Source organism: Microbacterium luteolum (assembly GCF_039533965.1).
GTDB classification, from domain to species: Bacteria; Actinomycetota; Actinomycetes; order Actinomycetales; family Microbacteriaceae; genus Microbacterium; species Microbacterium luteolum.
The window spans coordinates 1,956,691-1,972,851 of sequence record NZ_BAAAUN010000001.1; the positions used below are offsets into that span (position 1 = coordinate 1,956,691).

Consider the following 16,161-nt stretch of genomic DNA (forward strand, 5'->3'; position numbering starts at 1 on the left):
CTGCCGACATGGCCCCGGACCGCGCACTCCCCAACCTCCCGTCGAGCGACTTCGACGTCACGCAGCGCTTCTACGAGGGCTTCGGCTTCCGCCCGACGTTCCGCGATGACGGCTGGATGATCCTGCGGCGCGGTGATGTCGAGATCGAGTTCTTCCCGCATCCGGACGTCGATCCGCTGACGAGCAGCCATCAGTGCACGATCCGGGTCGACGACCTGGACGAGCTGTGGCAGGCGATCCACGAGGCAGGTGTTCCCGTCGCCCGCACCGGCTGCCCCCGTCTGCACGAGCCGCGCATCGAGAGCTCGGGACTGCGGATCGGCTATCTGGTCGACACCGACGGCACCCAGCTCACGCTCATCCAGAACTAGGCACGGCATCCCGGCGGCCCGGCACCCGCCGACCGATGAAGAGAAGGCCGAGTCCGAGCGCGGCGATCACGGCGCCGATACCGGCAGCGACCCACGCCGTCGATGAGGGGATGTCGAGATACACCGTGATGCCGAGGATGCGCGACAGCCCCCACGGCAGCAGCCCCATCTGATCGTTCCACGCGGTGAGGGCCCGTTCGAGTCCGACCATCGCGACGACCGCGGCCGGTACCGCGAGCCCGGCACCGATCGCCGCGAGTACTGCGCCCGTCGCCCGCCGTGCGCCGATGCGGGCGGCGAGCGCCCACCCGACGGCCACGAACAGCCAGACGAACAGCGCGAACGCCAGGGCGATGTAGAGCGAGCGGCGCACCGGATCGGTCCAGAACGCGAACCAGTAGCCGCCTGGTCCGCTGAACGAGAGCGCCGCCAGCACCAGGGCGCAGCGCAGCACGACGACGCCGCCGATCGTTGCCAGCACCGCCCACCCCCACCGGCCGCGGAACAGCACGAGCAGCAGCGCGACGAACACGGCCCACGCGCCGAGCGTGACGGCGAGATGCACCCAGGAGAGGAACGACGTCTGCACCGCCCGCGTCGCGACGAGGAGGGCGCCCGGTACGAGGACCAACAGGATGTGGTCGGCGCGCAGCATCCCGAGCGTCGACTCCCCCGCTCGCCACGGACGGGTCGAGCTGACCCAGGTCGCGCGCGCGGCCATCGCCCCGGGCCGCCGGACCAGTCGCGTGCGCGCGGACAGGATGCCGATCAGCACCCACGTCGCGGTGAGCACCATCAGCACGCGCGCGATCCAGGCCATGGCGAGATCGTGATCGCCGCGTTCCACCCCGAGCTCAGCGGCGGTGAGATTGAACGCCCGGTGGTCGACGTCTCCTTCATAGGCGGCGAGGTGGGCCGCGGCCTGCGCGGTGTACGCGTCGCGGGCAGTCTGCCATGCGGCGTAGGAGTCGGCCGAGAGCGTGTCGTGCCACGCGGCCTGGTGAAGGATCATCGCCCGGTACGAGCCGAGCAGGTCGAGCGTGTCCTGCTCGTAGTCGAGGCTGCCGAGGAAGGCCTCCCGCAGCCCGGGGTCGCGCCAGGTCGACGGGTCGGTGCGCTCGATCAGCGTGCGCATCCGCGCCACGGCTTCGGAGGCCACGTCGCCACCCTGCACAGCCTCGTCGAGTCTGTCCCGGGAGATCGTGTAGATCACGTCGAGCACCGCGGAGTCGCCGGTGAGGATGTCCCATTCGAAGATCCACATCATGGGCGGGGGCTCGAGTCCGATCGCCGACACGCGCTGCTCGGCGAACGGCGGGATGTACAGGCCCTGCTCGATGGCGGTCCGCGACAGCGCCATCGCCTCCGCGATCGCCTGGACCGTGGCCGGGTCGTCGGAGAACCACTCCCGCGCCCATCCGGCCGTGATCTCGGCCGGGTCCGCGTCCGGATCGCGCGCGAGTTGCACGGCGAGCTGCGAGTTCAGGTCCGCGAGCTGCCAGAAGCCCGCCTTGTCGTAGAGGATCATCGGCCCGGCGCGCCACGGGCCGCCGTCCTGCGCCCACGCCCAGATACCCTCGATGTGCTCGTTCGATGCGAGCAGCTCCTGCAGCGCCCAGGCGTACTCCGCGCCGAGGTCGTTCGGGAACGCCCCGTTGTTCTCGAACTCGCGGCGGCTCTGGAATTCGACGATGCGCCGCTGCTCACCCTGTTGCAGGGTGTCGTTCAACGGCAGCCAGCTGTAGAAGTCTCCGAGCGTGTATTTCGTCGACACGATCAGCGCGGGCGAGTCGATCCCGCCGAGCACGGCCTCGTACGACGCGGCGTTCGTGTGCATGTCACCGACGGCGCCGACGCCGACGCTCCAGGTGCGGAAGATCACCTCTCGTCCGGACTCCTCGGCCTGACCGGTGAGCGCGGTGAGCATCGCCCGCACCGCCTCGGGAGTGGTCACGGCCAGCGCCGAGTAGTAGTCCCACCCCTCGACGTCGTACACCCGCCCCGCTTCGCCGATGCGGATGAGCACCCCGTCGAGGGCGGGTTCCGCCGCGTAGAGCTCGTCGAGCCCTGCGGTGTACACGTTCCAGAGCTCCGGCGACGTGGTGTCGAGCGCACCGAGACGGTCGGTGAGGTAGTCCTCGAGCGGCGACGTCAGCGTGAGCATGTCGGTCCGCAGGAACACCTTCATCCCGAGCTCTTCGGCGCGGTCCCAGAACGGCCCGAACGCTTCGCGCAGCGCGAGCGCCTTGTCCACGTGCGCGTCGCCGTCCGCATAGACGCCATCGACCTCGTCGAAGGTCACGAATTCGACGAAGCCGGGGAAGGAGATGGCGTTGTAGCCGTCCGCGATGACCCTCCTGAGGTATCCGTCGTAGTCGTCGTAGGCCGCGGCAAGCGCCTCCTCGTCGATATACGGCGCCTCGGCGAGGAACACGTCCGCGAACGCCTTCGATGCGTGCGAGTAGTCGGTTCCCGGGAGCCACTCGGCCGGATCGGCCGCCACGCCGACCGCGCCGAGATCGACCATGCGGAACGGGAGGCGCGACGTCACCGGCGTCCCGATGCCCGCCGCGATGGCCTTCCCCTGTCGGATCGCCGACGCGATGTCGTATATGCCTCGTGCCGCGCCGGCCTCGCCGGACGTCTCGATGCGCAGTGCGTCCGGCGTGCCCGTCAAGACGTAGGTGTCGTCATCGATCTCGCCGGCGAGCGGACCGCCCATCGCGATCGTGAGCGTGGCGCTGCCCTTGGTCTCGACCCCGGACAGCGCCGCGTCGAGCTCGTCGACCGCGACGCGCATCCGCTCGGTCCCGCCGTAGCCGAGCACGGTGATCCGAGGGGGTGGGACGGATGCCGTCACCGTCTCGACCGCGCGGGACTCCCCACCCATCCGCTCGGCGGGCTGCGCACGGATCCCGAGGGCGTCGCCGACGACGAGTCCGACTCCGGCTCCCGCAGCCAGCAGCACGATCACCACGATCAGGGCGAGGATGCCGCGGACGCGCGCCGACTTCTCCGGCACGGCCGTCTTCGCTCGCATGGAGGAACTCTATCGACGTCTGGGGACGGTTCGATGCACGGCGTCCGCCGCGGATCGACCGCCTACAGGTCCTCGACCGCGCGTCGCGCGTCCGCGACCTCATCGGCCGCGGCATCCGCCTGCTCCTGGGCCTTCGCGTGCATCGCCTCGACCTCCGGAGTCTCGCGCTGCACGCGTTCGACCTCCTTCCGCACCTTCGCGAGCCGGGCCTCGAGGTCGGCCTCCTCCTCGGACAGCTCCGAGGCGCGCGACCGGAGCGCCTCCCGCGCCTTGATCTGCTTCGCCAGCTCGCGCTCCGCCGCGGTGAGCTCCTTCTCCGCCGCGGCGACACGCTTCTCGGCCTCTCGGCGCACCCGCCGAGCCTGCAGCTCATCAGCTGGACGCGCGGGAGACGGCTCGAGCGCGGTGACCTCGCCTGCCACGGCGTCTCGGACGTCATCCGCACTCCCGGTCGGCTCGAGCGCACGAACCAGCCGCCCAGAGGCGACAGCGGCGGCAGCATCCGGATCGAAGAACGCGGCCGAGATGGTCTGCTCCACGGCCTCGAGCGTCGCCGGTGTGATGCGCTCGCCGCGGGACCCCGCCAGTTCCGCCGCGGTCTCGGCCAACCGTCGGGTGAGAGCCCGGCGTTCTCTGCCGAGCTTCGCCAGCGCGGCGGCATCCAGGTCATCCTGCGCCTCGCGGAGCTCGGCGGCGAGCTGCAGCGCCTGGTCCAGCTGCCCCGCGCGCTCCTGGGCGAAGACGTTCACGACCCAGGCCGCGATAGACGGCTTCCGGAGGGCGCGGATCCGTGCGGACAGCGCGGCGTCGCCGACCTCCTTGGCGCGCGCGTTGCGCGCGGACACGAAGTCCTCGGGCGGTCCGGCGCAGAGTCCTGCAGCGATCTCCTCGAGCGTCGGATCGGCCATGCGCCCACGATACGCGGGCGCGCCCGCTCGGCCGCGCAGATCCGGCGCGCTACTCGAGGGTGAGGTAGTCGGCGGCATCCGCACTGACGAGTGTGCGCGCGTTGAAGCCGCCTCGGCCATTGCCGGGGTAGAGGAAGAGCTCGCCCGCAGGAGTGCGTCCCAGCAGATCGGCGCGCTCGTCGCCGTTGTAGTCGACGCCGCCGGTGAGGGCGGTGAACTCCAGCCATCCGGCACCGGCCGTGCGCCGTGCGCCGAACCCATTGACGCCGCCGGGATAGAAATAGAGGGTGCCCGTGTCGTCGATCCCGATGATGTCACCGCGCCCGTCGTTGTCGAAGTCTCCGCCGACGAGGAAATGGAATCCCTCCCAGCCGCCGCCGAGCGTCACGTAGGGCGTCGCGAATCCTCCCCACCCGGATCCGCGGAAGATGGTCATGACTCCGCCGGCCGAGACGCCGATGACATCCTGCTTCCCGTCGCCGGTGTAGTCGGCGCCCGATGTCACGTGCAGCATGTCGTACCAGCCGTTGCCGACGATCGCGACCGCCTGGAACCCTCCGTTGCCCGCGCCGGCGAAGTACTCCAGCGCCCCATCGGATCGGGCAGAGAGGAAGTCGGCCTTGTCGTCCCCGTTGAGATCGGCGTGAGTGATGTGCCGCCGGATGGATGCCAACCCGGCGTAGGTGGCCGTCTTCTGGAACACGCCGGCGCCGTTGCCGGCGCGGAGCTGGAGATCTCCGTTGCCCGCGACCGTCATCAGGTCGGCGTTCCCGTCGCCGGTGTAGTCGGCCGAGGCGACCGTGGAGATGGGATCGGTGCCGAGCCCGGGGAAGAACAGCGGGATCAGGTCACCGCGCCGCACATTGCTCAGACATGTGAAGCCGTCGTTGATCTGGGTGTACACCGCGCCGTTCAATCGCACCTCGAAGTGCAGGTGATTGGCGCTGGTCGCTCCGGTCTTGCCCACCACCCCGATCTGCTGGCCGCGCACGACAGGGGTGCCCGGCTCGTACCATCCGGGAGCGACCATGTGGGCGTAGCGCGTGACATAGCCGCCGGGGTGCTGGATGTCGACGTAGTTGCCGTAGCCGCTGTTGGAGGTCCGCGATTTGATGACCCCGTCGTACGCGGCGAGGATCGGATCCCCACCCGACCCGGTGATGTCGATCCCCTCATGGGGGCGGTAGTCGCCGAGGCATCCGTCCCCGACCTTCGACTGGATGTTGCCCGACGCCGGGAAGATCATCTGCCCGTCGGTCGCCGCAGCGGCCGGGGTGGCCGAGGAGAGGGAGGGCACGAGTGCTCCGATGACCAGCGCCATCGCGGTGACCGCGCTCACGCGCACGAGACGCCAACGGGATGCTCGCTTCATCTCGACGTACTCTCTTGCTCGGTCGGCCCCAGGGACGCAGTGTCCTCCGCCGTCACCGTACCAGGGCGCATGGGGCCGACCGGCGAACGTCGACGGAGGATGCCGGGTGTCGCCGTGCGCGCGTCACGACGGTCAGAGCAGGTCGAACGTCCCGCCGAAGGGAGCGGAGTCATCTCCGTTGTCGCGATGGTCGTACTGCACGGTGTCGACCGAGATCACGACCTGGGTCGCCGTCGACACGAGCACGCTGACCGAGCGGTTGCCGACCACGACGAACTCGACGAACCGGGGACCGTCACGGACAGCGGACTCGATCTCCCCTTTCAGTTCGTCGACATCCTGTCCCTGCGCCAGGAAGAACCCGACGTCGTTGACCGTGACCCGGGTGCGCACCATGGTCCGCATCTCACTCATTCCACTCGCCTCCCCGTTCTCCGTCATCCGGTGACAATAGCCCGAGGGGGGTCGGGGCATAAGGGGATTGCGCGCCGGGCGATTCCCGGGCATGCAAAGACGGGTGCGCGCGGGTGTACGGTTCAAGGATGGGCAGACTCCGGTACGACGGCACCTCGGATCCGATCCTCATCGAGGACAAGACCCTGGCGCACCTGAAGATCGTGATCGCGACGAAGCTCCGCCGCCAGGAGAGCTTCATGATGACGTGGCGCCCTGTCAACGGCGGCGAGGATCAGCGTGCCACCGTATGGATCCATCCGGCGATCCCGCTGCAGTTCGGATTCGACAGCGCCGAGCCGCCCGCCGTCGATCCGCACCTGATCGCCGACATGATGAAGGCCCTCAACGCCACGGGCGAACTCGTCCTGGACCACCTGGTCGCCCCGCGCTGACGAGCGGGCGGCGGTGATCGCCATGACCGCGACGAAATCCGACCGCGCACGATGCAGGAGACGGAACTAGGCTGTATGCGCGCCCGCGCACGGCCTGACCTCCACCAGGTCTCGGCCGCGGCGTGAGCCCATACGACCTCCCCCCATGGTCCACGTGTTGCCCGCTCGGCGGGACGGAGCCGCAGCTCCGCCACGTGGCCTCGCCAGAAAGGCTTGAAGCTCATGAGCGAATCCTCCGGAAGCACCGATCGCGACGAGCGGTCCCCCGATTTCTTCGATCAGCTGATCGAGACCAACCCGCGTGAGCCGCAGGCGGCGTTCACCGTGGGCTTCCGCGGCTACGACAAGGGTGAGGTCGACACGGCGCTCAGCACCCTCCGCGCCCAGATCCAGCAGCTGACGACGGACCTCGCCGACACCAAGGCCGACCAGACCGAGGCCGTCGAGGCCGTCCGAGCCGAAGAGCGTGCCGCCCGCGAGGCGCTCGAGGGCGAACTGAGCGCGGCGGCGGCGAAGGCCTCGGATGCCGAGCAGCAGATCGCGACCCTCACCTCGGAGCTCGTCGACGCTCCGCAGCCGGACGGGAAGGAAGCGCCGTCGCGCCAGCAGTTCGAGGCGATCCTCCGCGTCGCCGAGGAGCAGGCGAACGTCCTGATCCAGAACGCCGCTGTGCAGGCCGATCGGCTGATGTCGTCGGCGCGTGAGGAGGTCACGGCGCAGCGCGCCGAGGCCGAGGCCGACGCCGAGCGCATCACCGCGCAGGCGCAGCGCGATGCCGACCAGGTGCGCCTGAAGATGGACACCGAGTACACGGCCCATGAGGCGCGCATCGAGCGCGAAGCCGCGCACGCCGAGGAGAAGGTCAACCAGGCCGCGCAGGAGGCGACCGCGATCCGCACCGAGGCCGAGAAGGGCGCGGCGGCTCTGCGCTCCCTCGTCACGCGCGAGACGACCCAGCTGCGCGCGGATGCCGAGCGCGAGGTGCGCGACATGAACGCGCGCGTCCTCGAGTTCGAGGAGACGCTGAGCCGACGCCAGGACGACGCGCAGCAGGAGTTCCTCGTGCTGCACAACCAAGCCGTCGCCCACGCCGAGCGCATCACGACCGACGCCAACGAGCAGGTCGCGGCATCCCTCGAGCACGCGCAGCGCATCTCGGCCCGGGCCGAGGACTACGAGCACCTGACGCGTTCGCAGGCGCAGGCGATCGAGGCCGACGCGAAGGTTCGCGCCCGTGAGATCCTCGATCGTTCCCGCGTCAAGTCGCAGAAGATCGTCGAGTCCGTCACCGGCCACACCACCGCCGTGCTGCGGGATGCCGAGGACCGCGCCCGCCAGCTGCGCTGGCAGCAGCAGCAGCTCACGAGCTTCATGGCGGAGGTGCGCGAGCTGATCCGCCCCGACGGCATCTTCTCGGACGACGCCCTTCCCGCGGAGATCGCCGACGGCGCTCCGGCCGAGAGCGACGAGGACGCGGCATCGGGCGAGGAGTTCCTCGGTGATGAGCTGCTCGAGGACGAGCTCGACGACCGCCCTCTCGAGAAGATCACGATCGACGTGGTCGACGCCGAGGAGAGCGGCAAGCGCTGACGCGGTCGACTGATCGGAGAAGAGGTGCGCGCGGGTGACCGCGCGCACCTCTTCTGCATCCTGAGGCATCCACCGATCGGTGGATGCCGTGGTCCGTCGGTCCACCGCTACCGCCGACCGCTGCTCCGGGGCATTCTGGGGTGCATGACAGAGAGCGTGATCGAGGTTCGCGACCTCCGCAAGGACTACGGCGACTTCACGGCCGTCGACGGCATCAGCTTCGACATCGAGCGCGGCGAGACATTCGCGCTGCTCGGCCCGAACGGCGCGGGGAAGTCCACGACGATCGAGATCCTCGAGGGCTATCGTCACCGCAGCAGCGGCGAGGTGCGCGTGCTCGGCGTCGATCCGCAGCACGGCGGCCTGGACTGGAAGGCGCGGCTGGGCATCGTGCTGCAGTCCACGGGAGAGGCCGGCTCATTCACGGTGCGAGAGCTCCTGAAGGAGTTCGCCGGCTACTACCCGCGCCCCCGCGACGTCGACGAGGTCATCGCCGCCGTCGGTCTCGAGCAGAAGCAGCGCACACGGGCCGCGCGGCTCTCCGGCGGTCAGCAGCGTCGGCTCGACGTCGCTCTCGGCATCATCGGCCGGCCCGAGCTCCTGTTCCTCGATGAGCCGACCACCGGTTTCGACCCCGAGGCCCGGCGCCAGTTCTGGGATCTGATCCGCTCACTCAAGGCCGAGGGCACCAGCATCCTGCTCACCACCCACTATCTCGACGAGGCCGCGCAGCTCGGCGACCGCGCCGCCGTCATCGCCGGGGGCACGATCGCGGCGATCGGCCGCATCGACGAGCTCGGCGGAGCGGACTCGCGCATCCCGCTCGTCCGCTGGACCGACGCCGCGGGCGCGCGGCGGGAGGAGCGCACCGGCGAACCGGGAGCTCTCGTCTCCGCCCTGCAACGCGAGGGGGGAGAGCCCCGCGATCTGGAGGTCGTCCGCCCGACGCTCGAGGACATCTATCTCGACCTGATCCGCGCGTTCGACTCGCGCCTCGAGGAGGCGGCAGCATGAGCAGCATCACGACCACGACGACGCCGGCCACGACGAGGTTCGGCATCGGGCGCACGATCCGCCTGGGCGTCCGGCGCATCCCGTTCGAGCTCCGCCAGTACTTCCGCGCCGGCGATCAGGTCTTCTTCACGTTCCTGTTCCCGACCCTCATGTACGTCGTCTTCGCGACGATCTTCACGGGCGACATCGGCGAGGGACCGGATCAGGTCAGCATGGCGACCTACTACCTTCCCGGACTGATCGCGGGTGGCATCCTGCTCTCGGGCGTGCAGGCGCCCGCGCTCGAGATCGCGGCCGAGAAGAGCGACGGCACTCTCAAGCGCCTCGGTGGAACGCCGATCTCACCCGTCACGTACTTCATCGGCAAGATCGGCGAGGTGTTCGTCACGGCGATCCTCCAGATCGCCCTGCTGATCGCCGTCGCCGTGTTCGTGTACGGCGTCGAGCTGCCGACGGACCTGACGCTCTGGGTCCGATTCGCCTGGATCTTCGTCCTCGGACTGATCGCGTGCACGCTCCTCGGGATCGCACTGTCCTCCGTGCCCCGCTCAGGGAAGTCGTCGGCGGCCGTGGTGATCCCGGTCGTGCTGCTGATCCAGTTCGTCTCGGGCGTCTACATCGCTTTCTCGATGCTGCCCGAGTGGCTGCAGAACGCGGCGGGCGTCCTGCCCGTGAAGTGGATCGCGCAGGGGATGCGGTCCGTGTTCCTCCCCGACTCCTTCCGCGCGGCGGAGACGAGCGGCTCCTGGGAGATCGGGCTCATCGCCCTGATGCTGGTGGTCTGGCTCGTGGTCGGACTGGTGCTCAGCCGTCTCACGTTCCGCTGGATCCGTCGGGATCGCTGACGCCGACGGCGCCGCAGCCGGACGAAGATGATGGAAGAGTGGTCGGCATGAGCGCCGTCGTCAGAGAGCGCGTGGGCTGGGATCTCGCCAGTGCCGCGCTCTTCGTCGTGATCGTGATCCTCGCGTTCACTCTTCCACCGAGATTCCCCGGCTCGTCGTGGTACCTGGTCGCCACCGCCGTCGGGATCGCCGCGGTCTACGCCTTCGGCGCCCGTCGCTACGTGAGCCTGCGTGAAGGCCCCGAGCCCTCGCCGCCGGTCTCCTGGCTGCTGCAGGCCGCCCTCATCATTCTCCTCGCGGTCGGCACCTCGATCGAGCCGACCATGATGCTGCTTCAGACGATCGTGCTGCCGCTGATCTGGATGACGTCGCGCTCCACCCGGCAGTCCATCCTCGTCACCCTGCTGAACGCGGTGGTGCTCTCGATCGCCTACGCCGCCTCCGACGGTTTTAGTCCCGGCATGCTGCTCGCCGGAGTCGTCACCTCGGGTCTGTCCGCGGCGTTCAGCATCGCGCTCGGGCTGTGGATCACGCGGATCGCGGAGTGGGGCACGGAGCGTCAGCGCCTGCTGGCGGAGCTCACCGCCGCCCAGCACGGGCTGGAGGCCGCGAGCCGGGAGTCCGGAGCGGCTGCGGAGCGCGCCCGCCTCGCCCGGGAGGTGCACGACACGATCGCCCAGAGCCTCACGAGCATCGTGATGCTCGCCGAACGCAGTCGGCTGGACGGCTCTCACGAGGCCATCTCCCTGATCGAGGATGCCGCGCGCGAGGCGCTGCGCGAAGCGCGCGCGCTCGTCGTCGTCGAGTCCTCGGCGGCCGACCCCTCCGGGTCGCTGGCCGAAGCGCTGCGACGGCTCGGCGAGCGGTTCGGTCGCGAGACGGGCCTTCCGGTGTCGGTCGAGGCCTCACCGCTCGTCGTCCCGAGAGACCTCCAGGTCGTCCTCCTGCGATGCGCGCAGGAGGGTCTCGCGAACGTGCGCAAGCACGCAGCAGCCGGTGCAGCGTCGCTCGTGCTGACCGTCGACGACGACGCCGTCCTGGTCGTGAGCGATGACGGTCGCGGCCTCGGAGGCGTCCGCCCCGACGGCGCGGACATCGGCGCCGGGGGAGGATTCGGCCTCGCGGGAATGCGCGATCGGGTCGCGCTCGTGGGCGGTACCCTCGAGGCCCGCGACGGCGAGGCCGCAGGGACGACGCTGACCGTGCGCATCCCGCTCACGGTCGGGCAGGAAACAGCATGATCCGCGTCATCGTGGTGGACGACCATCCGATCGTCCGCTCCGGCATCGTCGGCCTGCTCTCGCTCGACGAGGGGATCGACGTGGTCGGCGAAGCCTCCGACGGCGCGGAGGCCGTCGCGCTCGCCACCGCCGAGCGTCCGGACGTCGTACTCATGGACCTGCGCATGCCGAACCTGTCCGGCGCCGCGGCCACCGCGCGGATCACTGCGACCCTCCCCGACGTGCGGGTGCTCGTGCTCACGACGCACGAGGGCGACGACGACATCCTGGGAGCGATCGAGGCCGGCGCGAGCGGCTATCTGCTGAAGGCCGCCCCGCAGGAGGAGATCGTCGCCGGTATCCGGTCCGTGGCCGAGGGCCACACCGTGCTGGCGCCCAGCATCGCGGCGACCCTCGTCACCCGCATGCGCCGGGAGGGCACGACACGCCCCTCGCTCAGCCCGCGGGAGCTCGAGGTGCTGCGTCTCGTGTCACGCGGTCGCAGCAATCCGGAGATCGCTCGGGAGCTCTTCATCGGCGAGGCGACCGTGAAGACGCATCTGCTGCATGTCTTCGAGAAGCTCGAGGTCTCGGACCGCACGCGGGCGGTCACGCTGGCGCTGGAGCTCGGTCTGCTCTGACCGAACCCCGCGCCGTCGTGGGTTACGCGCGGCCGAACTGCGCGACGGCAGGGCAGTCGAACGGGTCGGCGCCCGCGGAGAGACCGACGCGGTTGAGGTAGTCGATCACGATCTTGTACGAACGGAGCAGGTTGGTCTCGGTGTACGGCACGTCGTTGGCTGCGCAGTAGTCGCGGACGATCTCGCGCGCCTTGGCCAGGTACGGGCGCGGCATGCTCGGGAACAGGTGGTGCTCGACCTGGTAGTTGAGGCCGCCCATGAGCCAGGTGGTCGCCCATCCGCCGGTGATGTTGCGGGAGGTGCGCACCTGCTTGGTGAAGAAGTCGAGACGGGCGCCCGGCTCGATGATCGGCATGCCCTTGTGGTTCGGCGCGAACGCCGCTCCCATGTAGACGCCGAAGACGGCGAACTGCACACCCATGAAGGCGAACGCCATTCCGAGCGGGAGCATCATGAACACGGGGACGAGGATGAGGGCGAACCGCAGCGTGATGATGCTGAGCTCGGTCCAGCGTCCCTTGACGTTCTTCGTCGTCATGAGGTACTTCAGGCCGAGGAAGTGGAGGTTCAGTCCCTCGAGGGTGAGCAGGGGGAAGAAGAGCCAGCCCTGCTTGCGCGTGATCAGCTTGATGAAACCCTTCGCCTTCGCGGCATCCTCTTCGAGGAACGAGATCGTGTCGACCTCGATGTCGGGGTCCTTGCCGACCTGGTTCGGGTTTCCGTGGTGCTTGGTGTGCTTCGAGTCCCACCACGAGTAGCTCATGCCGATGCTGGCGATCACGATGCGGGCGAGCTTGAAGTTCGCGGGTCCCGTGGTCAGGATCTGACGGTGCGCCGCCTCGTGTCCGAGGAACGCGATCTGCGTGAGGATGATGCCGAGGCCGGCGGCGATGAGCAGCTGGAACCAGCTGTCGCCGAGAAGGATGAAGCCCGTGATCAGTCCACCGAGGGCGACCGCGATACCGGCGGCGACAGCGACGTAGAACCACTGCGCACGGCGGAGGAGACCTGTCTCCTTGACGACCTGCGAGACCTGCTTGTAGGCCTGCGCCATCGGGGGGAAATCGGCGTTGCCGGCGTAGGTCTGACGAACCGGTCCCAGCGTTGCGGTCTTTTCGACCTGTGTGATGGAGATGATCTTCTCCTGTCGATCGGAGCCCTTGAGCTATGGAAGCCCAAGGCGAGTGCCCAACGCTTACCTCACAGTAGCCCGACCCACATACGGCTCCGGGAATACATCCGGGACCTTGACGCGCCGCTTCCGGTGTGCTGATCGTCAGGCGCGAACGCGCCGCGGGCGGCGGCGGAAAGCGCGGGGAAGAACGAGTGCGCGGCCCTGCGTGAGCGGGGTCCTGGCGTGCTGAGTGCGCTCCAGGGCGGAGCGGGCGTCGTCGAGGGAGTCGAAGGCGCCGAGTTCGGTGCCGTGGTTGTCGCGCACGAGGTACGCGGTGCCGTCGAACTCGACGAATCCGGCGAATTCGCCGTTGCGCGTCGCGACGTGCACGTCGGCGTCGGCCTGCTTCCAGGTCAACGGATCGGATGGGGGGAAGGTGGTGGTGCTCATGGTGATGCTCATTGCTGTGTGGCGGGCACGCGTCGGCGCTCCGCAAGATGTGAGATCGAGGGCGGATGCCGCGCGCATCGATGTGCGTGGTCCGTGATGGCCCTGATCAGTGGCGACGTGGCGGCCGAGAGGGGCACAGCACACACGTTGCATCATCAGCATAGCAGATCTCGCCACGCCCTCCCCCGACCGCCCCTCCGCGACCTCAGCTCGAGGGCGGCTGACCGCCTCCGCCCGGGCCTCCATCGCCGCCGCCAGGAGCACCGCCGGCGGCAGGCGCGGTGGTGGTGTCGACGCCGACGACCAGGGTCGCCGTGTATCCGGACGTCGCGTCGCCGCTGAGGGTGGCGAGTTGCGAGGCTCCGGCATCGTCCCCGAACACGTTGTCCCCCGCCAGCGTGACCTGCGCAAGGTTCTGAGCGGAGCCGGCGTACGCGGACTGCGCGTACACCGCGGAGCAGGCGGCCTCGGGGAGCGCCAGCTGCGACGTCGCGATCGCGTTGGCCGCATCGGTGATCGACGCCGCATCCGGGAACACCTCGAAGTGGATGTGCGGCCATCGGCCCGCGTAGCACCCGGGGAAGATCGAGGTGAACGACACCCTGCCGTCGGCATCCGCCACCTGTACGCCGCGCAGATAGGTGACGTCCTCGAGGCCCGAGGAGTAGAGGGAGTACTCCCCCTGCGCGGTGCAGTGCCAGGCGTAGACCGCGACACCGGCGAAGGGGACGCCGCCGTTCGCCAGATCGACGACCTGGAAGACGATGGTGATCGGCACGCCGTCGGCCGTCGCCGCGCCGTCGATCGATGAACGGATGTCGCGGCGGACGATGCCGGAGTCCTCGAGGACGTCGGGCCCGTTGGAGCCGTCGCCGGGATAGGGCCCCGCCGTCTCGTCGGGGATCTCCCCCGTCACGACCGCGGCGGCATCCGGCGTCGAGGTCGGCGTGGGGGTGGGTGTCGACGACGCGCCTCCCGAGGCGGCAGGTGCGCAGGCGGCCAGCACGACGGCGCCGAGGCCGAGCCCCGCCAGGCCGAGGACTCCGCGCCGGCTGAGCAGAGTGCCGATGTCGAAGACGACGCCCTGATCGACGACCTCCTCATCGGCGCGATCGAGCAGCCGCCCCTCGTAGGTGGGACCGTCCGGCGTCGGGATGGGTTCGGGGATACGGCTCATGGTCGGGCTCCTCTCGGGTGAACCGATGGTGTGTCGTCACCATGGTCCTCAAGCGACCGATCAGGATCCTCTGCCTGGGCTATGCGCTTCCTATGTCTCCATGCGCAACGTCTCGGCGCGCGGCACCGGAGGGCGGATGACCAGCACGACGACGATGATCACCAGGATCAGCGCGGAGAGCGTGACGGGGATCGGCAGCACGGGGTCGAGCAGCACGAGGAGAGCGCCGACGGGGATGACCGTGTTCACGACGCGGTCGGCGTTCTCGCGGATGGCGATCCACCAGATGCCGATGAGGAAGACGGCGATCGGGATCGTGACCGTGAACGAGGCGGCGACGTTCGAGAGGTGGCTCTCCCCCGTGAGCACGTCGAGCTCCACCTCGATGCCGGCGGAGAAGGCGGCGGCCGCGGCGAAGACGAAGTAGTGCGTGTACCCGTAGCGGAGCGAGCTGCGGAACGAGGTGATCGCGCGGTGGTGGGGCGGCCAGAAGTAGATCCACCAGACGGATGCCGTGACGACGAGCGTGAGCACGGAGATCGCGATCAGCGGGCCGAGCGTGTCGACCTTCTCGAGGGCGTCGATGATCGCGTTCGCGGAGGCCAGGAGACTCTCGCCGAGCACGATGAGCGTGAACAGGCCGTAGCGCTCCGTGATGTGATGCGGATGCCAGGGCGTCTGCCGGCGGTACTCCGCGAACACCGGCACGCTGATCTCGATCAGCGCGAAGATCACGAAGGCCGTGATCTGCAGAGCCCCCGAGGGGACCAGGAGGAAGAGGATCCAGAGCACCTGGACAGCCGCGATCCCGAAGGCGTACCTTCTGGTCGCCGCACGGAGCGGCCCCGCCGATCGGGAGGCGCGCAGCCACTGCGCGACCATCGCGACACGCATCACGACGTAGCCGAGCACCACGACCGCGAAGTCGCCCTCGTTGAACGCGCGCGGGATGCCTGCCGCGAACACCAGGACGCCGCCCATCTGCACGAACGTCGTGACGCGGTACAGCCAGTCATCGGTGTCGAACGAGGTCGCGAACCAGGTGAAGTTCATCCACGCCCACCAGATCGCGAAGAACAGCATCGCGTAGGAGGTGACGCCATGCAGGAAGTCGCCGTGGCTCAGTGCGTGGTGCAGCTGTGCCGAAGCGATGCTGACGGCGACCACGAAGACGAGGTCGAAGAACAGCTCGAGGGTGCTCGCGGTGCGATGGGGCTGGCCGGGATCGCGCGGAAGCATCGTCCGGAGCCGGAAGCGCGGGGCGGTGGAGTTCTCGGTCACCGCGTCAGAATAGTCCCTCCCGAAAAATTGATACGTCCATTCGGCGGAGATATCTTCCGCTCGAGCCCTCCATCCGCTACAGTGATCAAAGTCTGCTGTGCCTGCTGCTAGCGACCGCCGTGTGGGACGGCGAAATGCACTCCGTGAGTGGGATCACCGAGTTTCAGCAGGACCCGAGGGGTCGGGACGCAGACGATTGCCGTGAACGTGGGGTTCATGGTCTGGGGAAATCTGGGGATAACTGATGTCGCACTGGGGACTTCTGCGTACATTCACGGCTCAAGGAGCCT

Annotated in this window: 15 protein-coding genes; 7 read left to right on the top strand and 8 right to left on the bottom strand. The window is 69.0% G+C overall.

From position 1 onward, the window contains the following. Window positions 1–8 precede the first annotated feature (8 nt). Complete coding sequence (locus tag ABD648_RS09420; RefSeq protein WP_282214699.1) at window positions 9–371, top strand: bleomycin resistance protein; 363 nt, start codon at window positions 9–11, stop codon at window positions 369–371. Here ABD648_RS09420 and ABD648_RS09425 read toward each other — a convergent pair. From ABD648_RS09425 to ABD648_RS09440, 4 genes are all read right to left on the bottom strand, one after another. Then, window positions 358–3,411, bottom strand: coding sequence for a hypothetical protein (locus ABD648_RS09425; RefSeq protein ID WP_282214700.1), 3,054 nt, complete (start codon window positions 3,409–3,411; stop codon window positions 358–360). The two genes, ABD648_RS09420 and ABD648_RS09425, sit on opposite strands and share 14 nt — an antisense overlap. Before the next feature lie 62 nt (window positions 3,412–3,473). After that, the gene (locus ABD648_RS09430) at window positions 3,474–4,319 is read right to left on the bottom strand and encodes a transposase (RefSeq protein WP_282214701.1); all 846 of its coding nucleotides are present in this window, start codon (window positions 4,317–4,319) and stop codon (window positions 3,474–3,476) included. 49 nt (window positions 4,320–4,368) lie between these two features. After that, window positions 4,369–5,691 (bottom strand): VCBS repeat domain-containing M23 family metallopeptidase, encoded by a 1,323-nt coding sequence (locus tag ABD648_RS09435; RefSeq protein ID WP_282214702.1) that lies wholly within the window; start codon window positions 5,689–5,691, stop codon window positions 4,369–4,371. Between the two features lie 132 nt (window positions 5,692–5,823). Beyond that, a complete protein-coding gene (locus ABD648_RS09440) occupies window positions 5,824–6,105 on the bottom strand; it encodes a hypothetical protein (RefSeq protein ID WP_282214703.1) in 282 nt (93 codons plus the stop codon). A gap of 128 nt (window positions 6,106–6,233) precedes the next feature. On the opposite strand from ABD648_RS09440, the gene ABD648_RS09445 reads away from it, so the two are divergent. From ABD648_RS09445 to ABD648_RS09470, 6 genes are all read left to right on the top strand, one after another. Continuing rightward, window positions 6,234–6,539 (top strand): DUF7882 family protein, encoded by a 306-nt coding sequence (locus ABD648_RS09445; RefSeq protein WP_282214704.1) that lies wholly within the window; start codon window positions 6,234–6,236, stop codon window positions 6,537–6,539. Window positions 6,540–6,761: 222 nt separating this feature from the next. Then, on the top strand, window positions 6,762–8,129 hold the full coding sequence (locus ABD648_RS09450; RefSeq protein WP_282214705.1) for a coiled-coil domain-containing protein: 1,368 nt from the start codon (window positions 6,762–6,764) through the stop codon (window positions 8,127–8,129). Window positions 8,130–8,273: 144 nt separating this feature from the next. Beyond that, on the top strand, window positions 8,274–9,143 hold the full coding sequence (locus ABD648_RS09455) for an ABC transporter ATP-binding protein (protein ID WP_282214706.1): 870 nt from the start codon (window positions 8,274–8,276) through the stop codon (window positions 9,141–9,143). After that, the gene (locus ABD648_RS09460) at window positions 9,140–9,988 is read left to right on the top strand and encodes an ABC transporter permease (protein ID WP_282214707.1); all 849 of its coding nucleotides are present in this window, start codon (window positions 9,140–9,142) and stop codon (window positions 9,986–9,988) included. The genes ABD648_RS09455 and ABD648_RS09460 overlap by 4 nt, the downstream gene beginning before the upstream one ends. A gap of 47 nt (window positions 9,989–10,035) precedes the next feature. Beyond that, on the top strand, window positions 10,036–11,229 hold the full coding sequence (locus ABD648_RS09465) for a sensor histidine kinase (protein ID WP_282214708.1): 1,194 nt from the start codon (window positions 10,036–10,038) through the stop codon (window positions 11,227–11,229). Next, on the top strand, window positions 11,226–11,849 hold the full coding sequence (locus ABD648_RS09470) for a response regulator (protein ID WP_282214709.1): 624 nt from the start codon (window positions 11,226–11,228) through the stop codon (window positions 11,847–11,849). Before ABD648_RS09465 ends, ABD648_RS09470 begins: the two co-directional genes overlap by 4 nt. 22 nt (window positions 11,850–11,871) lie before the next feature. Here ABD648_RS09470 and ABD648_RS09475 read toward each other — a convergent pair whose 3' ends face one another. From ABD648_RS09475 to ABD648_RS09490, 4 genes are all read right to left on the bottom strand, one after another. Next, window positions 11,872–12,987 carry a fatty acid desaturase family protein gene (locus tag ABD648_RS09475; RefSeq protein ID WP_425561727.1) on the bottom strand — a complete coding sequence of 372 codons (1,116 nt, stop codon included), beginning with the start codon at window positions 12,985–12,987 and terminating at the stop codon, window positions 11,872–11,874. A 138-nt stretch (window positions 12,988–13,125) separates the two neighbouring features. After that, window positions 13,126–13,413 (bottom strand): hypothetical protein, encoded by a 288-nt coding sequence (locus ABD648_RS09480; protein WP_282214710.1) that lies wholly within the window; start codon window positions 13,411–13,413, stop codon window positions 13,126–13,128. Window positions 13,414–13,618: 205 nt separating this feature from the next. Next, on the bottom strand, window positions 13,619–14,590 hold the full coding sequence (locus ABD648_RS09485; protein ID WP_282214711.1) for an intradiol ring-cleavage dioxygenase: 972 nt from the start codon (window positions 14,588–14,590) through the stop codon (window positions 13,619–13,621). 90 nt (window positions 14,591–14,680) lie between these two features. After that, the gene (locus tag ABD648_RS09490; protein WP_425561728.1) at window positions 14,681–15,829 is read right to left on the bottom strand and encodes a low temperature requirement protein A; all 1,149 of its coding nucleotides are present in this window, start codon (window positions 15,827–15,829) and stop codon (window positions 14,681–14,683) included. Window positions 15,830–16,161: the final 332 nt, after the last annotated feature.